This is a genomic window from Nocardioides guangzhouensis, from assembly GCF_004519545.1.
Lineage (GTDB): Bacteria > Actinomycetota > Actinomycetes > Propionibacteriales > Nocardioidaceae > Nocardioides > Nocardioides guangzhouensis.
This window is the reverse complement of record NZ_SDKM01000001.1, coordinates 41649-62462: the sequence shown is the minus strand read 5'-3', so window position 1 is coordinate 62462 and position 20814 is coordinate 41649. Positions and strand designations below refer to the sequence as shown.

The 20814-nt window shown below is 72.9% G+C and carries 21 protein-coding genes; 12 read left to right on the top strand and 9 right to left on the bottom strand.

Annotated features, from left to right (window positions below; genetic code table 11):
• The first annotated feature begins 52 nt into the window (after positions 1-52).
• From EKO23_RS00335 to ilvC, 6 genes are all read left to right on the top strand, one after another.
• Positions 53-1066 (top strand): S66 family peptidase, encoded by a 1014-nt coding sequence (locus tag EKO23_RS00335; RefSeq protein ID WP_134712918.1) that lies wholly within the window; start codon positions 53-55, stop codon positions 1064-1066.
• Positions 1063-1776: a GNAT family N-acetyltransferase gene (locus EKO23_RS00330; RefSeq protein WP_134712916.1), complete on the top strand. Its 714-nt coding sequence runs from the start codon at positions 1063-1065 to the stop codon at positions 1774-1776. Before EKO23_RS00335 ends, EKO23_RS00330 begins: the two co-directional genes overlap by 4 nt.
• A 73-nt stretch (positions 1777-1849) precedes the next feature.
• Complete coding sequence (locus tag EKO23_RS00325) at positions 1850-2503, top strand: 4a-hydroxytetrahydrobiopterin dehydratase (protein WP_134712915.1); 654 nt, start codon at positions 1850-1852, stop codon at positions 2501-2503.
• Between the two features lie 254 nt (positions 2504-2757).
• On the top strand, positions 2758-4539 hold the full coding sequence (locus EKO23_RS00320; RefSeq protein WP_134712913.1) for an acetolactate synthase large subunit: 1782 nt from the start codon (positions 2758-2760) through the stop codon (positions 4537-4539).
• Positions 4540-4617: 78 nt separating this feature from the next.
• Positions 4618-5160, top strand: coding sequence for an acetolactate synthase small subunit (gene ilvN / locus EKO23_RS00315; RefSeq protein ID WP_134712911.1), 543 nt, complete (start codon positions 4618-4620; stop codon positions 5158-5160).
• A gap of 134 nt (positions 5161-5294) precedes the next feature.
• Positions 5295-6323 (top strand): ketol-acid reductoisomerase, encoded by a 1029-nt coding sequence (ilvC, locus tag EKO23_RS00310; protein WP_281280826.1) that lies wholly within the window; start codon positions 5295-5297, stop codon positions 6321-6323.
• Between the two features lie 120 nt (positions 6324-6443).
• Here the strand turns inward: ilvC and EKO23_RS00305 are convergent, their stop codons facing one another.
• The 3 genes from EKO23_RS00305 to EKO23_RS00295 all read right to left on the bottom strand — a co-directional run bounded on the left by EKO23_RS00305 (position 6444) and on the right by EKO23_RS00295 (position 8769).
• Positions 6444-7253 (bottom strand): ABC-2 transporter permease, encoded by an 810-nt coding sequence (locus EKO23_RS00305; RefSeq protein WP_134712909.1) that lies wholly within the window; start codon positions 7251-7253, stop codon positions 6444-6446.
• Positions 7250-8149: an ABC transporter ATP-binding protein gene (locus EKO23_RS00300; RefSeq protein WP_134712907.1), complete on the bottom strand. Its 900-nt coding sequence runs from the start codon at positions 8147-8149 to the stop codon at positions 7250-7252. The genes EKO23_RS00305 and EKO23_RS00300 overlap by 4 nt, the downstream gene beginning before the upstream one ends.
• Before the next feature lie 89 nt (positions 8150-8238).
• On the bottom strand, positions 8239-8769 hold the full coding sequence (locus EKO23_RS00295) for a GNAT family N-acetyltransferase (RefSeq protein ID WP_217702387.1): 531 nt from the start codon (positions 8767-8769) through the stop codon (positions 8239-8241).
• Positions 8770-8805: 36 nt separating this feature from the next.
• On the opposite strand from EKO23_RS00295, the gene EKO23_RS00290 reads away from it, so the two are divergent.
• Entirely contained in the window at positions 8806-9510 is a 705-nt protein-coding gene (locus EKO23_RS00290) for a DsbA family oxidoreductase (RefSeq protein WP_134712905.1), read from the top strand.
• 33 nt (positions 9511-9543) lie between these two features.
• On the opposite strand, the gene EKO23_RS00285 is transcribed toward EKO23_RS00290, so the two are convergent.
• Together EKO23_RS00285 and EKO23_RS00280 are read right to left on the bottom strand one after the other, a co-directional pair.
• Positions 9544-9804: a hypothetical protein gene (locus EKO23_RS00285; RefSeq protein WP_134712903.1), complete on the bottom strand. Its 261-nt coding sequence runs from the start codon at positions 9802-9804 to the stop codon at positions 9544-9546.
• Positions 9805-9934: 130 nt separating this feature from the next.
• Positions 9935-10366 carry a hypothetical protein gene (locus EKO23_RS00280; protein ID WP_134712901.1) on the bottom strand — a complete coding sequence of 144 codons (432 nt, stop codon included), beginning with the start codon at positions 10364-10366 and terminating at the stop codon, positions 9935-9937.
• Between the two features lie 218 nt (positions 10367-10584).
• On the opposite strand from EKO23_RS00280, the gene EKO23_RS00275 reads away from it, so the two are divergent.
• On the top strand, positions 10585-10971 hold the full coding sequence (locus EKO23_RS00275) for a VOC family protein (RefSeq protein ID WP_134712899.1): 387 nt from the start codon (positions 10585-10587) through the stop codon (positions 10969-10971).
• Here EKO23_RS00275 and EKO23_RS00270 read toward each other — a convergent pair.
• Entirely contained in the window at positions 10946-12613 is a 1668-nt protein-coding gene (locus tag EKO23_RS00270; RefSeq protein WP_134712897.1) for an ABC-F family ATP-binding cassette domain-containing protein, read from the bottom strand. The two genes, EKO23_RS00275 and EKO23_RS00270, sit on opposite strands and share 26 nt — an antisense overlap.
• 244 nt (positions 12614-12857) lie before the next feature.
• Here EKO23_RS00270 and serA point away from each other — a divergent pair, with 244 nt between their 5' ends.
• A complete protein-coding gene (gene serA / locus EKO23_RS00265; RefSeq protein ID WP_134712895.1) occupies positions 12858-14444 on the top strand; it encodes a phosphoglycerate dehydrogenase in 1587 nt (528 codons plus the stop codon).
• 147 nt (positions 14445-14591) lie between these two features.
• Here serA and EKO23_RS00260 read toward each other — a convergent pair whose 3' ends face one another.
• Positions 14592-15245 carry a response regulator transcription factor gene (locus EKO23_RS00260; RefSeq protein ID WP_134712893.1) on the bottom strand — a complete coding sequence of 218 codons (654 nt, stop codon included), beginning with the start codon at positions 15243-15245 and terminating at the stop codon, positions 14592-14594.
• The gene (locus EKO23_RS00255; protein ID WP_167880260.1) at positions 15242-17284 is read right to left on the bottom strand and encodes a sensor histidine kinase; all 2043 of its coding nucleotides are present in this window, start codon (positions 17282-17284) and stop codon (positions 15242-15244) included. The genes EKO23_RS00260 and EKO23_RS00255 overlap by 4 nt, the downstream gene beginning before the upstream one ends.
• Before the next feature lie 160 nt (positions 17285-17444).
• Here EKO23_RS00255 and EKO23_RS00250 point away from each other — a divergent pair, with 160 nt between their 5' ends.
• Both EKO23_RS00250 and EKO23_RS00245 read left to right on the top strand, forming a co-directional pair.
• On the top strand, positions 17445-17903 hold the full coding sequence (locus EKO23_RS00250) for a hypothetical protein (RefSeq protein WP_134712889.1): 459 nt from the start codon (positions 17445-17447) through the stop codon (positions 17901-17903).
• A 40-nt stretch (positions 17904-17943) separates the two neighbouring features.
• The gene (locus EKO23_RS00245) at positions 17944-18459 is read left to right on the top strand and encodes a hypothetical protein (RefSeq protein WP_134712886.1); all 516 of its coding nucleotides are present in this window, start codon (positions 17944-17946) and stop codon (positions 18457-18459) included.
• Between the two features lie 82 nt (positions 18460-18541).
• On the opposite strand, the gene yczR is transcribed toward EKO23_RS00245, so the two are convergent.
• Complete coding sequence (gene yczR / locus EKO23_RS00240; protein WP_134712884.1) at positions 18542-19966, bottom strand: MocR-like transcription factor YczR; 1425 nt, start codon at positions 19964-19966, stop codon at positions 18542-18544.
• Positions 19967-20028: 62 nt separating this feature from the next.
• Between yczR and yczE the strand changes: the two genes are divergently transcribed.
• Positions 20029-20715 carry a membrane protein YczE gene (gene yczE / locus EKO23_RS00235; RefSeq protein ID WP_167880259.1) on the top strand — a complete coding sequence of 229 codons (687 nt, stop codon included), beginning with the start codon at positions 20029-20031 and terminating at the stop codon, positions 20713-20715.
• Positions 20716-20814: the final 99 nt, after the last annotated feature.

Below are 20814 nucleotides of genomic sequence, written 5' to 3'. Positions count from 1 at the left end.
TCCGGGCGAAACGGGTTTGCCCGCCGCGCTCGCGGCTCGGGAGGATGACGGCATGCCTCGGTACCCGTCCGCCCTCCGTCCCGGCGACCGCATCGGCGTCACGGCCCCGTCCAGTGGCGTGGAGACGCACCTGCTGCCGCGGTTCGAGGCGTGCCTCGACGCGCTGCGCGCCCAGGGCTTCGACGTGGTCACCGGACGCGTCCTCGACGGCGCGTCGCACGTCAGCGCCTCGAAGGAGGAGCGCGCGACCGAGCTGATGTCGATGCTCACCGATCCCGAGGTCCGCGCCGTGTTCCCGCCGTGGGGCGGCGAGACCGCGATCGACCTGCTCGACGTCCTCGACTGGGACGCGCTCGCGCAGGCCGACCCGACCTGGGTGATCGGGTTCAGCGACACCACCACCTGGATGCTGCCGCTCACGCTCCGCCTGGACTGGGCGACCCTGCACGGCGCGATGCTGATGGACGAGACCTACCCGCAGCCCGACGGACTGGCGCGCTGGGCCGACCTCGCCGCCGGCGACGGACCGGTCACGCAGCGGGGCACCGGACGTCACCACGTCGGTGGCTGGGCGGACTGGGAGGGGGACCCCGGCCAGACCACGCGAGCGTACGACGGCACCGGTTCCTGGCTGACCCTCGAGCCGGGCCCGGTCGACGTCACCGGTCGGCTGGTCGGCGGCTGCATCGAGACCGTGGTCAACCTCGCGGGCACGCCGTACGGCGACCTGCCGGCGTGGGCGGCCGCGCAGCCGGAGGGCACGATCGTCTACCTCGAGGCCTGCGGTGACGACGCGTTCACGATCTGCCGCGGCCTGCACGGGCTGCGCCTGGCCGGCTGGTTCGACAACGCGCGGGCGATCGTGATCGGGCGCACCCCGGCGCCGGACACCGCCACCCTGACCCAGCACGAGGCGGTCCGGGACGCGCTCGGCATGCTCGGCGTGCCGGTGGTGCTCGACGTCGAGTGCGGCCACGTGTCGCCGCGGATGCCCATGGTCAACGGCGCCCTCGCCCGCCTGGTCGTCGACGGCGACCGGCACGAGATCACCCAGGAGCTGGTGTGACCCGGACCAACGAGCACGGGCAGCCGATCGGGGCGGCCGTCGACTGGTCGCCGCGCCCCCGCGTCGCGCCGGTGACGCTGACCGGCCGCACCGTCACCCTGGAGCCGTTGGCCGAGCGGCACACCGACGACCTGGCCGACGCGTTCCTCGGACACCCGGAGATCTGGACCTACAGCCCGTCCGGACCGTACGACGACCGGACCGGCGTCGCGGGCTTCGTGGCCCGCCACGTGGCCGACCCGGACCACGTGCCGCTCGCGGTGCTGGTCGACGGTCGGGCCCTCGGTGTGGAGTGCCTGATGCGGATCGACGAGGTCCAGGGCGTGGTCGAGGTCGGGGGCATCGTGCTGGCGCCGTCCCTGCAGCGGACCACGGCCTCGACGGAGGCGGCGTACCTCCTGGCCAGGCACGTCTTCGACGACCTCGGGTACCGCCGCTACGAGTGGAAGTGCGACAGCCTCAACGAGCCGTCGCGGGCCGCTGCGGCGCGGCTGGGGTTCGCGTACGAGGGGCGGTTCCGGCAGGCGCTGGTCTACAAGGGCCGCAATCGCGACACCGACTGGTTCTCGATCACCGACGGCGAGTGGCCGGCACTGCGCACCGCGTTCGAGGCGTGGCTGGACCCGTCGAACCACGGCCCGGCCGGGCAGCGGCTACGGCTCGAGGACTGCCGGGCGGTGCAGGCGGAGCAGCCGGCGGGCGGTGACTGACCGTCGGAGCCCGGAGCCGACGGTCGGGACCAGCCGGTGGTGCCGCGCCGCGCCAGGGGGCAGGATGGCGGGCATGGGCGACACCACGCTGACCGGGCAGCAGGTCCTCGACGCCGGGCTCGCCGACTGGCGACTTATGGTCCATGCGCTGCAGACCCGCTTCGCCACGCGCGACTTCGCGACCGGGCTCGCGCTCGTGCAGCGCATCGCGGCGGTGGCCGAGGAGATGAACCACCATCCGGACATCGACCTGCGCTACGCGCACGTCGACGTCCGCCTGACCAGCCACGACACCGGCGGGGTCACCGGTCGCGACCTCGAGCTGGCGCGCCGGGCGAGCGAGGCGGCCGCCGACCTCGGGGTCGCCGCCGACCCGGGTGCGGTCACCGCGCTGGAGCTGGCGCTCGACTCCGCCGACCACGAGCGCGTCAAGCCGTTCTGGGCCGCCCTGCTGGGCTACGGGTCGTCCTCGGACGACGAGCTCTCGGATCCGGGCGGCGGTCTGCCGACCCTGTGGTTCCAGGGCACCGACGAGCACGCCGAGCCGCGGCAGCGCTGGCACCTCGACGTCTGGGTGCCGCACGACGTGGCCGAGGGCCGGATCGCCGCGGCCCTGGCGGCCGGCGGCACCCTGGTCAGCGACGCCGCGGCGCCGTCGTTCTGGGTGCTCGCCGACGCCGACGGCAACAAGGCGTGCATCTGCACGTGGCAGGACCGCTCTGGCTGACGGAGCGGGAGGACCTCGGGAGGGGGTCATCATGTGGGACCGCTGTCCCAGCATCTGGGATCCGTGATGGGGTGGCCTGACGCCGGATCGACCCGGCGGCTAACGTAGGCGCATGCGCACGGACCTTCTTGTACGCACGCGACGCGTGAGCTGAGACCCCCACGGGCCAGCCCCCGCGTCCTCCCCTCGTTGCCGTCAGGCCGAGGGGTTTTTTGTTGGGACCGAACCACCGCCAGCGACGAACAGGAACACCGATGAGCGAGCAGGGCAGCGCCCCGGGCCATGGAGCCCACGACGGCGCCCAGGTCACCGGGGCGCAGAGCCTGGTCACCTCCCTCGAGGCGGCCGGCACCGAGGTCATCTTCGGCATCCCGGGCGGCGCCATCCTCCCGGCGTACGACCCGCTCTTCGACAGCCGGATCCGGCACGTCCTGGTGCGCCACGAGCAGGGCGCCGGCCACGCCGCGCAGGGGTACGCCGTGGCCACCGGCCGGGTGGGCGTCTGCATGGCCACCTCCGGCCCGGGCGCGACCAACCTGGTCACCCCGATCGCCGACGCGCACATGGACTCGGTGCCGATGGTCGCGGTCACCGGCCAGGTCGGCGCGGCGATGATCGGCACCGATGCCTTCCAGGAGGCGGACATCCGCGGCATCACGATGCCGATCACCAAGCACAACTTCCTGGTCACCGACGCGGCCGACATCCCGCGCATCGTCGCCGAGGCGTTCCACATCGCCTCGACCGGTCGCCCCGGCCCGGTGCTCGTGGACGTGGCCAAGTCTGCGTTGCAGGCCACCACGACGTACTCTTGGCCGGCCTCGCTGAACCTGCCCGGTTACCGGCCCGTGGTCCGCCCGCACAGCAAGCAGATCCGCGAGGCCGCGCGGATGATCCTCGAGAGCAAGCGTCCCGTGCTGTACGTCGGCGGCGGCGTGATCCGGGCCCGCGCCTCCCGCGAGCTGCGGGCGCTGGCGGAGTACACCGGCATCCCGGTGGTCACCACGCTGATGGCCCGCGGCGCGTTCCCCGACTCGCACGTCCAGCACCTCGGCATGCCAGGCATGCACGGCACGGTCGCCGCGGTGGCTGCACTCCAGCGCTCCGACCTCATCATCAGCCTCGGCGCCCGCTTCGACGACCGGGTCACCGGCAACCTCGACTCGTTCGCGCCCGGCGCGCAGGTCATCCATGCCGACATCGACCCGGCCGAGATCGGCAAGAACCGCCATGCCGACGTGCCGATCGTGGGGGACTGCCGTGAGGTCATCAACGACCTGTTGGCGCTGCTCACCACCGAGCGCGCGGCCGGCCACGAGGGCGACTACGAGGCATGGGTGGACTGGCTGGTCGGCGTGCGGAAGAAGTACCCGCTCGGGTACGACGCGCCCGCGGACGGCTCGCTGTCCCCGCAGCTGGTGATCGAGCGCCTCGGCAAGATCTCGGGGCCGGACACGGTCTTCACCTCCGGGGTCGGCCAGCACCAGATGTGGGCCGCGCACTACATCGGCTACGAGCACCCGAACACGTGGATCAACTCCGGCGGTCTCGGCACGATGGGCTTCTCGGTGCCGGCCGCGATGGGCGCCAAGGTCGGGCGTCCGGACGCGACCGTCTGGTCGATCGACGGCGATGGCTGCTTCCAGATGACCAACCAGGAGCTGGCCACCTGCGCGATCGAGGGCATCCCGATCAAGGTCGCGGTGATCAACAACGAGTCGCTGGGCATGGTCCGGCAGTGGCAGACGCTCTTCTACAACGAGCGCTACTCCAACACCGACCTGCACTCGAAGCGGATCCCCGACTTCGTGAAGCTGGCCGACGCCTACGGCTGCGTGGGCCTGGCCTGCGACTCCCCGGACGACGTCGACGCCACCATCGCGAAGGCGATGGAGATCAACGACGTCCCCATCGTCGTCGACTTCCGGGTGCACCGCGACGCGATGGTGTGGCCGATGGTGGCCGCCGGCACCAGCAACGACGACATCAAGTACGCCCGCGACCTGGCGCCCGACTTCGACGAGGACGAGCTCTAGTGCGCGAGCGGAGCGAGCACACCGATCTCACACAGGGCCGGGTGCCTCATCGGCGCCCGGAGCGAAGCGAGGACGTCGATGAGTAAACACACCCTGTCCGTGCTGGTCGAGAACAAGCCCGGCGTGCTGGCCCGGATCGCGGGCCTGTTCAGCCGGCGCGGCTTCAACATCGACAGCCTCGCCGTGGGCCCGACCGAGCATCCCGAGATCTCGCGGATGACGATCGTGGTGAACGTCGAGGACAGCCCGCTCGAGCAGGTCACCAAGCAGCTCAACAAGCTGGTCGAGGTGATCAAGATCGTCGAGCTCGACGGCACCGCCTCGATCACCCACGAGCTGCTGCTGGTCAAGGTCAAGGCCGACACCGGCACCCGCGGCCAGGTCCTCGACGCCGTCCAGCTGTTCAAGGCCAAGGTGGTCGACGTCGCACCCGACGCGGTGACGATCGAGGTGGTCGGCAACACCGACAAGCTCGGCGACTTCCTGCGCGTGCTCGAGCCGTTCGGCATCCGCGAGCTCGTGCAGTCCGGCATGGTCGCGATCGGCCGAGGCTCCCGCTCGATCACCGAGCGGACGCTGCGACCGGTGGCCGTGCCGACGCCGCCACCGACCGCGGTCTAGGGGCCGCATGAATTCCCCGGACGTCCGGGGAATCCCTGTCCCGTCGGGGAAAGCATTCCCTGACAGGACAGCGATTTCCCTGACAGGTCGGGCCAGACTGACAAACGAAGCACCGAGAAGAAGGAGAAGCCCCCGTGGCTGAGATGTTCTACGACGACGACGCCGACCTGGCCCTGATCCAGGGCAAGAACGTGGCCGTGCTCGGCTACGGCAGCCAGGGCCACGCCCACTCGCTGTCCCTGCGCGACTCCGGCGTCGACGTGCGGATCGGCCTGCCCGAGGGCTCGAAGAGCCGGGCCAAGGCCGAGGCCGAGGGCCTGCGGGTCCTCACCCCCGCCGAGGCGGTGGAGGAGGCCGACGTGATCGTGATCCTCGCCCCCGACCACGTGCAGAGGAAGCTGTACGCCGAGTCGGTCGAGCCCAACATCACCGAGGGCGACACGCTGGTCTTCGGGCACGGGTTCAACATCCGCTTCGGCTACATCACCCCGCCGGCCGGCGTCGACGTGTTCATGGTCGCGCCGAAGGGCCCCGGCCACCTCGTGCGCCGCGAGTACGTCGACGGGCGCGGCGTCCCGGTCCTGGTCGCGGTGGAGAAGGACGAGTCCGGCAAGGCGTGGGACCTGGCGCTCTCCTACGGCAAGGCGATCGGCGGCCTGCGCGCCGGCGGCATCAAGACCACCTTCACCGAGGAGACCGAGACCGACCTGTTCGGCGAGCAGGCCGTGCTCTGCGGTGGTGCCTCCAAGCTGGTGCAGTACGGCTTCGAGGTGCTCACCGAGGCCGGCTACCAGCCGGAGGTCGCCTACTTCGAGTGCCTGCACGAGCTCAAGCTGATCGTCGACCTGATGTACGAGGGAGGCATCGCCAAGCAGCGCTGGTCGGTCTCCGACACAGCGGAGTACGGCGACTACGTCTCCGGCCAGCGGGTCATCGACGCGCACGTGAAGGAGAACATGAAGGCGGTGCTCGAGGACATCAAGAACGGCTCCTTCGCGCAGCGCTTCATCGACGACCAGGACGCCGGTGCCCCCGAGTTCAAGAAGTTCCGGGAGCAGGAGGAGCAGCACCCGATCGAGGCCACCGGCCGGGAGCTGCGCAAGCTGATGTCGTGGGTGAAGAGCCACGACTCCGACTACGTCGAGGGCACCGCGACCCGCTGACGGACCCGAGGGCCCGCCGTACGAGCGGGTCCGGCCGACCACACGAAACCGGCGCTTCCCTCGCGAGACTTCGCGTGAGAAGCGCCGGTTTCAGTGGTCAACAAGTGAGCCCGACCGGCCTCACTTCACCTCCGACCGCCGGATAGCCACCAGCCCGAAGGCCAGCGGGAGCACCAGCCAGAAGAAGGCGGTGACCCCGAGCTGGGCCCACTGCTCGCCGTTCACCGAGCCCTCGAACAGCGGCCCCTGGGCGTAGTTGAAGTCCAGCCAGGCCTGCCGGTCGGCGAACCAGTCCTGGCTCTGCGCGAGCAGGGTGGTGATCGTCGGCAGCAGCAGGCTGTAGACGAAGTACGCCACGATCGCGCCGGGGGAGTTGCGGATCAGCACGCCGAGCATGAAGCCCACCGCCATGCCGAGCGTGTTGCCCAGGATGATGCCTGCCAGCTCTGCCACGCTCACGTTCCACACCAGGTCGGTGCCGGTGATCGCGGTGCCCACGACGTTGCCGATCGCGCCGATCCCGGCGGCCAGCAGCATCGAGGTGACCGCGACGACCAGGGCGACGATCGCCTTCGCGCCGATGACGCGGCCGCGGTGCGGGACCATCGTGAACGTCGAGAGACCGGTCCGCTGGGTCCACTCGCTGGTGACCGACAAGATGCCGACCATCGGCAGGATCACCGCCATCGGGAAGCCGATCGCGGTCGCGAAGGTCTCGTAGGTCAGCTCGCTGTCCGGGGCGAACAGGATGACGGCACCGGTGGCCAGGGTGGCGAGGATGCCGATCCCGGCCATCAGCCAGAAGCCCGACCGGGTGTCGAACATCTTGCGCATCTCCACGGCGACGATCCGCGTCGTCGGGATCCGCTTCGGGGTGGTGGTCCGGGTGCGCCGGACCCGCTGCTGCTCGACGGCAAGCGTGGCGGTCATGCCGCTGCTCCTTCTCGTTGGGTGTCTGCGGTGAGCTCGAGGAACATCTCCTCCAGGCCGGCGCCGTCGGCGGCGCGGAGCTCGAGGAGGGGGACGCCGGCGTTGAGGGCGACCCGGCCGACCAGGGCGGGCTCGGCGTCGGTGCGCAGCGCCCCGCCGTCGTACGGCGTGCTGGTGGCGCCCGCGACCTCGAGCGCGCGGGCGAGCGCGGCCGGGTCGGCGGCGCGGACGAGGGCGCCGCTCGCGGCGAGCAGCTCGCTCTTGGTGCCGTGCGCGACGATCCGGCCGTTGCCGATCACCACGATGTCGTCGGCGATGACCTCGATCTCGTGCAGCAGGTGCGAGGAGAGGAGGACGGTGCCGCCGTCGCGGGCGAAGTCGCGGAGCAGGTCGCGCATCCAGCGGATGCCGGCCGGGTCGAGGCCGTTGGCCGGCTCGTCGAGGATCAGCACCTCGGGGTCGCCGATCAGCGCGGCCGCGATGCCGAGCCGCTGCCGCATGCCGAGCGAGTAGTTGCGGACGCGACGGTCCGCCTCGCTCGGGGTCAGGCTGACCCGCTCGAGCATCTCGTCGACCCGGCGCCGGGGCAGCCCCATCGTGCGCTGGGCGATGGTGAGGATCTCGCGACCGGTGCGGCCGGCGTGCTGGGCCGAGGCGTCGAGGAGGACGCCGACCTCGAGGCCGGGGTTGGGCAGGTCCGCGAACGCGCGGCCGGAGATCGAGGCGGAGCCGGAGGTGGCCGGGGTCAGGCCGACCATGATCCGCATGGTGGTGGACTTCCCGGCGCCGTTCGGGCCGAGGAAGCCGGTGACCCGCCCCGAGCGGGCCGTGAAGGAGATGTCGTCGACGGCGGTGAAACCGCCGTACGTCTTGGTGAGGGCGTCGACCGTGATCATGGCGAGAAGCCTCGCCGCAGCCGGCCACCCTCCACATCGGGGAACCCGCTGAAGCCGTCCCTGACCCGGGCCCCGGAGCGGTCTCGGGGTTATCCCCGGGCCGCGTGCTCGGCGGCGGTGATCCGGAACAGCTGCGACGGGCCGGAGTACCACTTCTCGACGACGCCGAGGTCGCGCATCCCGAGCCGGCGGCACACCCCCATCGACGGGTGGTTGTCGGTGTGGGTGAGCGCGTGGATCTCGGTCAGTCCGTGGGCGAAGCCGTCAGCCAGGACCGCGTCCGCGGCCTCCCTGGCGTAGCCGCGGCCCTGCGAGTCGGGGTGCAGCCACCAGCCGATCTCGACCTCGCCGGCCTCGGCGTTCGGGAGCGTCAGCAGCAGCACCGACCCGGCGACCACGCCGGTGCCGGTGACCTCGACCGCCCAGCCGCCCAGCGGTGGCGTCGCGCTGCGCTCGCGGAACCGCGCAATCTTCGCGAGCGCCTCGTCGAGGTCCTGCAGCGGCTTCGGCTCGCCGTCGCCGAGCCAGCGCATCACCTCGGGCCGTCCGAGGATGTCGAGCAGGCGGGGCGCGTCGTCGTCGCGCCAGGGCCGGATGGTCAGCCGGTCGGTGTGCAGCACGGGAACAGATTGGCATCCGCAACTGTTCGGCAGCACGTGATTATCGAAGTCTGGTCCGACGTCGTCTGCCCCTGGTGCTACATCGGCAAGCGCCGCCTCGAGAAGGCCCTCGCCGCGTTCCCGCACGCGGACGACGTGGAGGTGGTCTGGCGCTCCTACCAGCTGGACGCCGGTGCGCCGGTGACGCCCACCGAGACGGTGGCCGAGAGCCTCGGCCGCAAGTACGGCGGTGGCGAGGCGGCCGGGCGACGGATGATCGACAACGTCGAGGCGGTCGCCGCCGAGGAGGGCCTGGTCTACCGGCTGCACCAGGCCCAGCGCGCGAACACCGTCGACGCCCACCGGCTGCTGCACCTCGCGCTCGCCGAGGGAGGTCCGGTCCGTCAGGGCGCACTGAAGGAGGCGCTGCTCGCGGCGTACTTCACCGAGGCCCGCAACGTCGCTGACCACGCGGTGCTCCGCGCGGTCGCAACGAGCGCCGGCCTGGCCGCCGACCGCGTGGACGCGGTGCTGGCGGGCGAGGAGTACCGCGACGAGGTCTGGGCCGACATCGAGCAGGCGCAGGCGTTCGGTGCCGGCGGGGTCCCGTTCTTCGTCGTCGACCGGAAGTACGGCGTCTCCGGGGCGCAGCCGGTCGAGGTGTTCACGCAGGTGCTCGAGCGGGCCTGGGCCGACACGCACCCGGTGCTCGAGATGGTCCCGGGCGGCGACGCCTGTGGTCCCGACGGCTGCGAGGTCTGAGGCTCGATCGACCAGCAGGTCCGGCAGGCGGGGTCAGCCGACCAGCACGAACGCGACGACGGTCGCCGCGGCGACCAGGGCCACGAGCGGCAGCAGCAGCTTCCAGGTGAGCCGCCGGCGTCGTGGACCGGGCGACGGCGGGACCGGCGGGAAGTCCGCGACGAACCGCAGGTGGCAGGTCGTGCAGAACGGGACGCCGTCGAGGCGCTCGGCCTCGCAGCGGGGACAGGTGGCCTGGGTGACGTGGTCGATCTCCGCGGCCGCGCGGGTGTCGACGTCGGTGATCTCGCTCATGCCCCCAGTGTCAGCAGCGGGCGGCTTCCCGCCGGCACTACGCCGGACATCGGACCGAGGAGCGCGCCCCGGCTAGTCCCTTGGATGACCCGACCTCGTCATTCCGTGTCATCCGGGCGCCGACGATCGGTCAACGGCTGACCTGGTCGAGGTCGGGCGGCCAGCCCAGCAGCAGGTACGCCGCAGCGGCCGCGCCGGCGACCAGCACCAGCAGGAGGAGCAGCACCCACGGCCACCGCCGCCGCCGGGCCGGGATCGACTCGATCGACGGTGCCTCGGCCTGCCGCACGATCCACGCCTCGGCGGGCAGGAACCGCAGTGAGCAGTTCGTGCAGAACGGGACCCCCTCGAGGCGCTCGGCGTCGCAGCGTGGGCAGGTGCCCGGGCCGGCCGTGGTCTCGGACCCGGTGCCGGCACCGACGTCGCCGGTCGCGGCCTCGGCGGCCTCGTGGTCGACGACCAGGGTGTCGACGGCGTCAGGGTCGGTGGCCACGGCCACGCCGCTCGCGCTGCCGACCTCCGTGCCCGAGTCGGCGGAGGTGGCGATCTCGGTCTCGTTCATGCAGCCAGTGTCCGCAGCCTGCGGCGCGCGGCAACGACATCGGGCCAAGATCGCCCCAGCTGCGCATCGGGGGTGGCTCCGGGGGAGCCGGCCCGTCCTCACTCGGGGTCATACGACCACTGGGGGCAACCCGAGGGTCGGACCCGAGGGCGGCCGACGATGACTCCCGGGCGGGAGGCTGGTCGGTACGTGAGGCAGCAAACGGAAGGAGTCCCCTCATGCTCGCCCAGTCCGCCGCGTTCAGCGGCTTCTCCGTGGACGACCTCGCGGCCGCCCGCGCGTTCTATGCCGATACCCTCGGCCTCGACGTGACCGAGGAGAACGGCATGCTCACCCTTCACCTCGCCGGCGACCGCCCGGTGCTCGTCTACTCCAAGCCGGACCATCAGCCTGCGACCTTCACGATCCTCAACTTCCCGGTGTCCGACGTCGAGGCGGCCGTCGACGGGCTGTCCGCCCGCGGTGTCGTGTTCGAGCACTACGAGGGCACCGAGGTCGAGACCGACGCCAAGGGCGTCTTCCGCGGTGGTGGCCCGCTGATCGCGTGGTTCACCGACCCCGCGGGCAACGTCCTCTCGGTCATCGAGGCGCCGAGCCCGGGATAGCGGAGGGCCGGCCGCGGGCGCCCAGGTCGAGCACCCGGTCCACGCCCACCCGGTCGAGGAACGCCCGGTCGTGGCTGACCACCACCAGGGTGCCGGTGAAGTCCGCGAGCGCCGCCTCGAGCTGCTCGATGGCGGGCACGTCGAGGTGGTTGGTCGGCTCGTCGAGCACCAGCACGTTGACCGACCTGCCCTGGAACAGGGCCAGCATCGCCCGGGTCCGCTCGCCCAGCGACAGCGACCGCGCCGGACGGTCGACGTGCTCGGCGCCGAGCCCGAACTTGGCCAACAGGGTGCGCACCTCGCCCCGCTCGGCCGGGTCGCCGGTGGGAGACGCCAGCTCGCGGCGTACGACGTCGACCACGGTCTCGTCGGTGTCGAGCAGGCTGCGCGACTGGTCGATGACCCCGACCCGGACGCGGGTGCCGGTGGTGACCCTCCCGGCGGTCACCGGAAGGGTGCCCAGCATCGCGCCGAGCAGGGTCGACTTGCCGCTGCCGTTGTCGCCGGCCAGCACCAGCCGGTCACCTGCCGCCACGCTCAGGTCGACCGGGCCGAGGTGGAAGCGACCTCGGTCGACCTGGACGCGGTCCAGCGTCCACACCACGTCGGCGGGCGCCGGCCCCGCCGCGATGGTGTAGCGCAGCTCCCACTCCTTGCGCGGCTGCGCGGCCTCCTCGAGCCGTCCGACGGCCTTCCGGATCCGGCCCGCCTTGCCGGCCTGCCGGTCCGCACGGGCCTTGTGCTTCTCCCGGATGTGCTTGTCCGGCTCGTCACCGTCCGCGACATTGCGCCGTCCCTTGTCGGCCCAGTCCGCGCGCTGTCGGGACTGCGCGACCAGGCGGTCGCGGGTGTCGGCGTACTCCTCGTAGGCCTGGCGCGCCCGCTGCCGGGACAACGCACGGGCCTCGGCGTAGTCCGACCAGTTCCCGGAGTAGTGGGCCACCTGCCGCTGGTGGAGGTCGAGCTCGACGACCCCGGTCGCCACCCGGTCGAGGAATGCCCGGTCGTGGCTGGCCACCAGCACCGGACCCGAGTGCCCGGTCACGAACTCGGCCATCAGCTCGAGCCCGCGGGCGTCGAGGTCGTTGGTCGGCTCGTCGAGCAGGAGCACGTCGTACCGGCTGAGCAGGACCGAGGCCAGCGCCGCCCGGGCCGCCTGACCGCCCGACAGGGTGCCGAGCGGGCGGTCCGGGTCGACCTCGAGCCCGATCTGCCCGGCGACCGCGGGCAGCCGGTCCTCGAGGTCGGCCGCGCCGAGGTGGAGCCAGTGTTCCAGGGCGACGGCGTACTGCTCGTCCGCGCCGGGCGCGTGCCCGGCCAGCGCCTCGGAGGCGACGTGCAGGTCGCGGTCCGCCGCGGCCACCCCGGTACGGCGGCGGGCGTAGGCGAGCAGCGACTCCTCCGGGTCCGGCGCGGTCTGGGGCAGCCAGCCGATCGTGGCGTCGGAGGGCGCGAGCCGGATGCTCCCGGCCTCGAGGGGGAGCTCGCCGACCACGGTGCGCATGAGGGTGGACTTGCCGGGCCCGTTCGGGCCGACCAGCGCGGTCACGTCGCCGGGGGCGAGCACCAGGCCGAGGCCGGTGACGAGGGTGCGGGCGCCGAACGCGATGTCGACGCCGGAGAGGGTGAGGGTGGTAGACACGAGGGCTCCTGCAAGATGACGAGACGGGCCACCAGGGGTGGCAGGGCGCGAGGTCGTCAGCGGAGGTCCACGGGCGAGACCCTAACCGATCACCGGGGCGTGGACACAACCGAATTACGGTCACGACCGTCGGGTAGGGTGTTCGCTCGGGCACAGCGTCGTGCACGACCCCCGCGTCAGGCCGGATCCGGCCGCCGGCGCGCACGGGGTCCCACATCCACGGACTACCAATGAGGACAACGCTGTGAGCAAGCCCGTCGTACTCATCGCCGAAGAGCTGAGCCCTGCCACCGTCCAGGCGCTCGGATCCGACTTCGAGATCCGCCACTGCAACGGTGCCGACCGCGCCGAGCTGCTGCCGGCGATCGCCGAGGTCGATGCGATCCTGGTCCGCTCCGCCACCAAGGTGGACGCCGAGGCGCTGGCCACCGCGCGCCGGCTCAAGGTCGTCGCCCGTGCCGGCGTCGGCCTCGACAACGTCGACGTCAAGGCCGCCACCCAGTCGGGCGTGATGGTCGTGAACGCGCCGACCTCCAACATCGTCTCGGCCGCCGAGCTCGCGGTCGCGCTCATGCTGGCCGCCGCCCGCCACGTCAGCCCCGCGCACGCCGCGCTCAAGAACGGCGAGTGGAAGCGGTCGAAGTACACCGGCATCGAGCTCTACGAGAAGACCGTCGGCATCGTCGGCCTCGGCCGCATCGGCGTGCTCGTCGCCCAGCGGCTCTCGGCGTTCGGCATGAAGGTCATCGCCTACGACCCCTACGTTCAGGCCGGCCGCGCCGCCCAGATGGGCGTGCGCCTCGTCGACCTCGAGACCCTGCTCGCCGAGGCCGACTTCATGTCCGTGCACCTGCCGAAGACCCCTGAGACCGTGGGCCTGATCGGCGCCGACCAGCTCGCCAAGGCCAAGCCGTCGCTGGTGCTGGTCAACGCCGCCCGCGGGGGGATCGTCGACGAGGGCGCGCTGTACGACGCGCTGAAGACCGGACGGATCGCCGGTGCCGGCCTCGACGTGTTCGCGCAGGAGCCGTGCACCGACAGTCCGCTGTTCGAGCTCGAGAACGTCGTCGCCACGCCGCACCTCGGCGCCTCCACCGACGAGGCCCAGGAGAAGGCCGGCATCGCGGTCGCCAGGTCCGTCCGCCTCGCGCTGTCGGGCGAGCTGGTGCCGGACGCGGTCAACGTGCAGGGCGGCGTGATCGCCGAGGACGTCCGGCCGGGAATCCCGCTGACCGAGAAGCTGGGCCGGATCTTCACCGCGCTGGCCGGCGAGGTCGCCCAGCAGGTCGACGTCGAGGTCCGCGGCGAGATCACCGAGTTCGACGTCAAGGTGCTCGAGCTGGCCGCGCTCAAGGGCGTGTTCGCCGACATCGTCGAGGACGCCGTCTCCTACGTGAACGCGCCGCTGCTCGCGGCCGAGCGCGGCACCGCCGTACGCCTCGTCACCGAGCCGGAGAGCCCCGACCACCGCAACCTGATCACGATCCGCGGCACCCTCGCCGGCGGCGACCAGGTCTCGGTGAGCGGCACCCTGATCGGGATCAGCCAGAAGGAGCGGCTGGTCGAGATCAACGGCTTCGACGTCGACCTCGAGCCGACCGACCACCTGGCGTTCTTCCGCTACGAGGACCGCCCGGGCATGGTCGGCACCGTCGGCGGGATCCTCGGTGACGCGGGCGTGAACATCGCCGGCATGCAGGTCTCGCGCAACGCCAAGGGCGGGCAGGCGCTCGTCGCGCTCTCGGTCGACACCGCGATCCCGCACGAGACCCTGGCCGAGATCGAGGCCGCCATCGACGCCGCCGAGGTGCGCGCCGCCGACCTCGCCTGACGACGTACCCCTCCCACCCCCGGGGACTACTCCGGAGGTGGGGATGGTCCGCGCCGTTCAGGTCGAGGTCCGGGCGGAGGACAAGCCAGTACGTCGCGGACTACCGAGTCGGCTCATCAGGACCGGTCGCCAGGGCCGGTCGAGCGGTCAGGCGAGGCCGGCCTCGCGGGCGCGGAGGGCGGCGGCGGTCCGGTCGGGGACCTGGAGCTTGGCCAGCACCTGGGAGACGTGGTTGCGCACGGTCTTCTCGGACATGCCGAGCCGGCGGGCGATCTCGTGGTTGCGGCACCCGACCGCGAGCAGCTCCAGCACCTCGCGCTCCCGCGGGGTGAGGTCGGGGAACGCCCGTGCGGCCGGTGACTCGGTGGCGCCGGAGTAGAAGGCGACGATCCGACGGGCCACGGACCCGCCGTACACCGCGTCCCCGCCGGCCACGGCGTGCACCGCACGCGCGATCTCGTCGCCGTCGGCGCCCTTCACGAGGTAGCCCCGTGCGCCCGCCCGGAGCGCGGCGAAGACGTGCTCGTCGTCCTCGTGCATGGTCAGCACCAGCACCCCGAGGTCCGGCCGCGACTCGAGCAGCCGCCGGGTGGCGGCCACACCGTCGAGGTCGGGCATGGACAGGTCCGTGACCACGACGTCCGGCGCGTGCTCGGTGACCGCCCGCACCAGGGCCGCCCCGTCCCCGACGCTGGCCACCACGTCCACGCCGTCGGCCTGCTGAAGGATCGCGGTCAGGCCGTAGAGGTACATCGGGTGGTCGTCGGCGACCACCACACGCACCGACCCGACCGTGGTCATGCCGGCTCCATCGGCAGCAGGGCGGTGATCGCGGTGCCGTGCGGCCAGGCCGGGCCCACCGTGAGCGAGCCGCCGAGGTCGAGCGCGCGGCGGCGCATCGACTCGAGGCCGTGTCCCGCCGTGGCTGCGGGGTCGAGCCCGGACCCGTCGTCGGTGACCCCGACCCGCAGGTCCCCGTTGCTGCGGGCCAGCTCGACCGCGCAGTGAGCGGCCCCGGCGTGCCGGGACACGTTCGTCATGGACTCCGCGATGATCCGGAACGCCGCCTCCTCCAGCGGAGGCGGCAGCGGCGGCAGCGGGTCGGTGCGGAGCTCGAATGCGGGGCCCCCGGGCCCACCCATCCCGAGCGACCTCGCCGTGTCGCGCACGGCGCCCTCGAGACCGCGCACGTCCAGGGCGGTCGGTCGGAGCCCGTCGAGCACCCGCCGGATCTCGCGCACCGCGCCGGCCGCCTCCTCGCGGGTGCGGTCCAGGAGCGTCGGTACGGCGTCCGGATCGACGTCGTGCGCGCGTCGCGCGGCCTCGATGCCGAGCGCGATCCCGGACAGGGACGGCCCGAGCCCGTCGTGCAGGTCCCGCCGCAGCCGGTCGCGCTCCTGCAGCGTCGCCGCCATCACCCGGTTGCGCTCCAGGGCCAGCTCCCCGGTCAGCCGGGCCGAGCCGACCACCACCGCGAGGTGCGGGGCGAGCGCCGCGAGCAGCCGCGCGTCCGAGGCCGACACCTGGGAGGCGCCCGGCCGGGGCGCCACGGCGAGGCTGCCGAGCACGCCCCCACCGTGCCGCAGCGGCAGCACCAGCGCCGGCGGCGCGAGGTCCGCAGGCGCGCCGACCCGCGCGACCACGTCGCCGGCCGGGTCGCGGACCGAGGCTCCGGAGGCGCCCACCGCGGAGGCAACGGCCTCGAGCATCGCGCTCACGGGGTCGTCCTGCTCCACCTCGAGCCCGGCCCCGAGCCGGTCGACCACCGCCAGCGGATCCGCCCGTTCACCGAGCACGAACCGGTCGACCCAGACCCGCAACCGGGCGGCGACCGGGATCACCAGCACCGCGACCACCGCGGACGCGGCCAGCAGCGGCAGCGGCCCCTCGGGCGCGAGCCGCGCCAGCAGGGTGGTCAGGCCACCGACGACCAAGGCCACCAGCAGCGTCATCGGGACGTACAGCAGGGTCCGGCGCAGGGCCACCTCGATCCCGAGCAGGTGGTAGCGCAACACCCCGACCACGACGGCCACCGGAACCATGCAGTACGCCGTGACGAAGACGTAGCGATACTCGGTGAACACCGTGCTGATCATCGCGGTGACCACGCAGAGCAGCCACAGCAGCTGCTGCCGCTCGGGGTACGTCGCACGGACGACGCGCACCAGGGTCCCGACCACGGTGCTGGCGGTGGCCGCGCCGAGCAGGGCGATCATCAGCGGCACCACGATGTACGCCGTCCACGCCGGCGGCGCGAACGGCAGCTCGGTCCCACGCACCGTGTCGTCGACCCCGCCGGGGCCGAACGCGATCGCCACCACGGCGACGCCGATGCCGGCGAGCGCCACCCGCAGGTGCCACACCCAGTAGCGGCTGGTCGGGTGGCCGGTGGGGTAGAGCGGGGGGAGGACCAGCACGGGCAGCAGCAGCGAGGGCAGCCACGTCCACGACGCCAGCCAGGCCGCAGCCAGGCCGAGCGGCAGGGACTGGTCGGGCTCGGTCAGGGCTCGCGCGGAGTAGGCGTCGGCGGCGAGGTTCGTGACCTGGAGCAGTCCCGAGCCGACCAGGATCCAGCCGATCCAGTTCCGCGGCCGGAGGTGGATCAGGGCGGCGCCGGGCAGGGCGAACGCCGCGACGAACACGACGTACCACCAGTCCGGCCCGGCGCCCTGGACCCGCGGACGGGACATCACGTCCCCGGCGAGCGACAGCGGCACGGTCGCGAACAGGGCCAGGGTGATGAGGGCGAGGGACCAGCCGACGACCCGGCGTACCCGGTCCCCGGCCGGCTGCCCGGGGGTGGACGCCTCCGCGCCCACCCGTGCCGTCTGCCGACCCATGGCAGCAGTGTGCTCCCGGATGGTCGCCCCTGTCCCGGGACTGCCGTCCCGGGTGACGCGGGAGGGTCTCCCGGCTCGATCGCATCCACCGGCCGATCCGTCCCGGCCGCCTCCGGTGGTGCAGTCGGACTCCGTTCCGACACCCACCCCGGAGGTTCCCATGAGCACCACCACGACAGCCCGGCCGCTCCGGGCCGACGCCACCCGACCCGCCCTGGCCGCGCTCTTCGGCGCGCTCGTGTTCGCCACGACGATGACGCTCGGCGACGTCCTCGACCTGCAGTCCGACACCCAGGACACAGGCCTCGCCTTCACCGAGCTGCTGCTGTACGTCGCCTTCGTGCTGGTCGCCGTCTCGGTCGCCACCTGGCTCGGCGCCCGAGCCTGGGCCGGTCCGCCGCAACGGCTGGCCCGGACCGCGCTCGGCCTCGGCATCGCCGCTGCCGTGACCTTCATCGGGTTCTGGTCCGGCTGGCCGCAGGTGTTCGGTGCCGTCGCCGTCGTGCTGGCCCTCGAGCACCGCCGGCGGGTCGGCTCCTTCTCGGCGACCACGACGACCGCGCTGGTGCTGGGCGCGCTCGCCCTGGTCGGCGCCGGCTACCTCTGCGTCACCGGCTGACCCACCCGTCCGACACCCACCACCGAGCAAGGAGACCGAGATGAAGACGATCGCCACCACCACGTGGGCCCTGGCCGGCGCCACCGCCCTGCTGCTCGCGGCCCCGGGCATCGCGGCCGCGGCCGGCGCCCAGCACGAGCTCTACCCCGAGCAGTACGACGCCACGGAGCACTTCGACGCGGGCGACGGCCCGTGCGTGCCCTGGGCCGGCAGCTTCCACGAGGTCCGTGAGGGCGGCTACCGGCTCGTCGCCGGGCCGGGCGGCCAGGTGCCCGGCGAGGTGCACGTCAACGGGGCGATCGACGGCCTGGTCGAGCTGACGCCCGACGACCCGTCCCTGCCGACCTACCGCGGGACGTACCGGGAGAAGGTGAACGCCGTGGCCACCGGGTTCACCGAGGACGGGGACGACATCCTGCGGGTCGGGCAGTACCGCCTGCGCACCACGCTCCGCGGGAGCGACGGCTCCACCATCCTGCTGACCCTGGCCGGCAAGACCACGCTGAACGCCAACGGACGCGTGGTCGTCGAGCGTGACGACCTCACCTGTTCCTGACCCGAAGGCACGGTTCGGTAGTCCGCGACGTGCTGGCCGATCTTCGGGCAGAGGACGAGCCAGGACGTCGCGGACTGCCGGGTCAGGCGACCAGGATCCGGGGCCGGGGACGGTCGCCCCGGCCGACGGCCGCCCAGGCCGCGGCCAGGCGGGTGACCGCCTCCTCGAGCCGATCGGCGGACGCGGTCCACGGGATGCGCAGGAACCGGTCGAGGCCGCCCTCGGCCGCGAACACCGGGCCGGGAGCGAGGATCACGCCGCGCCGCTCGGCCTCGGCGGCCACCGCGGTGGCGCCGGGACGCGGCAGCTGGCACCACAGCGCCAGGCCACCGCGCGGGCGGTGGAAGCGCCAGTCCGGCAGCCGCGCGGCCACCGCCGCCACCAGGGCGTCACGCTGCTCGCGCAGCCGGGCGCGGTGCTCGTCGACCACGGCGTCGGGGTCCGACAGCAGATGGGTCAGCACCAGCTGCTCGAGCACGGGGGCGCCGAGGTCGAGGCCGATCCGGGCCCGGGTCAGCCGGAGCATCTGCTCGTCCTCCGCGCGGATCCAGCCGAGGCGCAGCCCGCCCCAGAACGCCTTGCTGGCACTGCCGATGGTGATCGCGCCGGGGGAGTGGACGGCGAAGGGGAGCGGCATCTGCTGGCCGTCGAGCGCGAGCGACTGGTGCGCCTCGTCGACCACCGCGACCGTGCGCGTGCGCCGCAGGAACCCGGCGTACGTCGCCCGCTGGTCGTCGGTCATGACGTGGCCGGTGGGGTTCTGGAAGTCGGGGATGAGGTAGGCCAGCTTCGGGTGAGTGCCGCGGAGGGCGGCGCCGACCGCCTCGAGGTCCCAGCCGCCCGGGTCGACCTCGGACGGGATCACCCGCGCGCCGCTGTGCCGGATCGCCAGGGTGGCGTTGGGGTAGACCGGGTCCTCGACCAGCACCCGGTCGCCGGGACCGGTGAACGCCTGGGCCACGATCGCGGTGGCGGTCAGCGCACCCGGCGTGACCATGACCTGCTCGGGTCGCGTGGGCAGCCCGCGGGCGTCGTACGTCGCCGCGATCGCGGCCTGGAGCTGGGGGAGCCCGGCGGGGAAGTACCCGTGGCCGCCGAGGTACGCCGGGAGCTCGCCGGCCGCGTGCTGGTAGGCGGCCGCGATGCCCGGGGGCGCGGAGGCGGCCGCGCAGTTGAGGTCGATCGCGTCCTCGTCGCCGGAGTAGGGCAGCAGCGCGTTGTCCTGGACCCGGTGTCGCCCGGCCGGGACCCGGGTGAAGGTGCCGGAGCCGCGGCGGGCCTCGGCGTACCCGTGGTCGCGGAGCTCGGCGTACGCCCGGGTCACCGTGGTCCGGGAGACGCCCAGCGACTCGGTGAGCTCGCGCTCGCTGGGCAGCCGGGTGTCCAGCGCGATCCGGCCGTCACCGATCAGCAACCGGAGCTCGTCGGCGAGGCCGGCGTAGGCGGGGGAGCGGTCGAAGTCGCCGACCAGGGTGGCCACGCGGGCGGCGCTGATGGACCGGGTCATGCAGGCCACTATCCCACGATTGGCCATTTCATCCAAGGCCAATCCACCTCACCATGGTGGCCATGGCCTCGACCACCGCCCTCGTTCGCACCCGCCGTACGCCCCGGCCGCGCGCCGCCCTGGCCGACCTCGGCCCGGTCGCGCAGCTGCGGGCCGGCCGACTCGGCCGCCGGCTGCCGCAGCTCTACGTCGGCCTGGTGCTGTACGGCGTGTCCCTGGCGATGATGGTCCGCGCCGGCCTCGGCCTGGCGCCTTGGGACGTGCTGCACTCGGGCATCGCCGGGCTGGTCCCGCTGACGCTCGGCCAGGTCATCGTGGTGCTCAGCTTCGTGGTGCTGCTGCTCTGGATCCCGCTGCGGGAGAAGCCCGGGATCGGGACGATCTCCAACGCGCTGGTGGTCGGCTTCTCCGCGGACGCCACGCTGGCGGTGCTGACCACCCCGGACTCCCTCTGGCTGCGGAGCACGCTGCTGGTGCTGGGCGTGGTCGGCAACGGCCTGGCCACCGCGCTCTACATCGGCTCGCAGTTCGGCCGCGGGCCGCGGGACGGGCTGATGACCGGGCTCGCGCGCCGTACCGGCTGGTCGCTGCGGCTGGTCCGCACCGGCCTCGAGGTCACGGTCGTCCTGCTCGGCCTGCTCCTCGGAGGCGTCCTCGGTCTCGGCACCGTGCTCTACGCGCTCGCGATCGGCCCGCTCACCCAGGCCATGCTGCCCGCGTTCACCGTCGACCTCGACCGCCGCCCCTGACGTCGACTTCCCGGGGCAAACCTGCGCTTGTCGGGTGTTGCTTGCCCCGGTCAGTGCGGGCTTCCCCGGGTAGCCGGGGAAACCCGCAGCCCCACCCCA

Excerpts from the sequence above, each read along its gene's own strand:
- yczE (WP_167880259.1), top strand. The coding sequence starts at position 20,029 with ATGGCCTCGACCACCGCCCTCGTTCGCACCCGCCGTACGCCCCGGCCG.
- EKO23_RS00250 (WP_134712889.1), top strand. The coding sequence starts at position 17,445 with ATGAGCACCACCACGACAGCCCGGCCGCTCCGGGCCGACGCCACCCGA.
- EKO23_RS00280 (WP_134712901.1), bottom strand. The coding sequence starts at position 10,366 with ATGAACGAGACCGAGATCGCCACCTCCGCCGACTCGGGCACGGAGGTC.
- EKO23_RS00325 (WP_134712915.1), top strand. The coding sequence starts at position 1,850 with ATGGGCGACACCACGCTGACCGGGCAGCAGGTCCTCGACGCCGGGCTC.
- EKO23_RS00255 (WP_167880260.1), bottom strand. The coding sequence starts at position 17,284 with ATGGGTCGGCAGACGGCACGGGTGGGCGCGGAGGCGTCCACCCCCGGG.
- EKO23_RS00305 (WP_134712909.1), bottom strand. The coding sequence starts at position 7,253 with ATGACCGCCACGCTTGCCGTCGAGCAGCAGCGGGTCCGGCGCACCCGG.
- EKO23_RS00320 (WP_134712913.1), top strand. The coding sequence starts at position 2,758 with ATGAGCGAGCAGGGCAGCGCCCCGGGCCATGGAGCCCACGACGGCGCC.
- EKO23_RS00285 (WP_134712903.1), bottom strand. The coding sequence starts at position 9,804 with ATGAGCGAGATCACCGACGTCGACACCCGCGCGGCCGCGGAGATCGAC.
- yczR (WP_134712884.1), bottom strand. The coding sequence starts at position 19,966 with ATGACCCGGTCCATCAGCGCCGCCCGCGTGGCCACCCTGGTCGGCGAC.
- EKO23_RS00245 (WP_134712886.1), top strand. The coding sequence starts at position 17,944 with ATGAAGACGATCGCCACCACCACGTGGGCCCTGGCCGGCGCCACCGCC.
- EKO23_RS00335 (WP_134712918.1), top strand. The coding sequence starts at position 53 with ATGCCTCGGTACCCGTCCGCCCTCCGTCCCGGCGACCGCATCGGCGTC.
- EKO23_RS00275 (WP_134712899.1), top strand. The coding sequence starts at position 10,585 with ATGCTCGCCCAGTCCGCCGCGTTCAGCGGCTTCTCCGTGGACGACCTC.
- ilvN (WP_134712911.1), top strand. The coding sequence starts at position 4,618 with ATGAGTAAACACACCCTGTCCGTGCTGGTCGAGAACAAGCCCGGCGTG.
- EKO23_RS00260 (WP_134712893.1), bottom strand. The coding sequence starts at position 15,245 with ATGACCACGGTCGGGTCGGTGCGTGTGGTGGTCGCCGACGACCACCCG.
- EKO23_RS00300 (WP_134712907.1), bottom strand. The coding sequence starts at position 8,149 with ATGATCACGGTCGACGCCCTCACCAAGACGTACGGCGGTTTCACCGCC.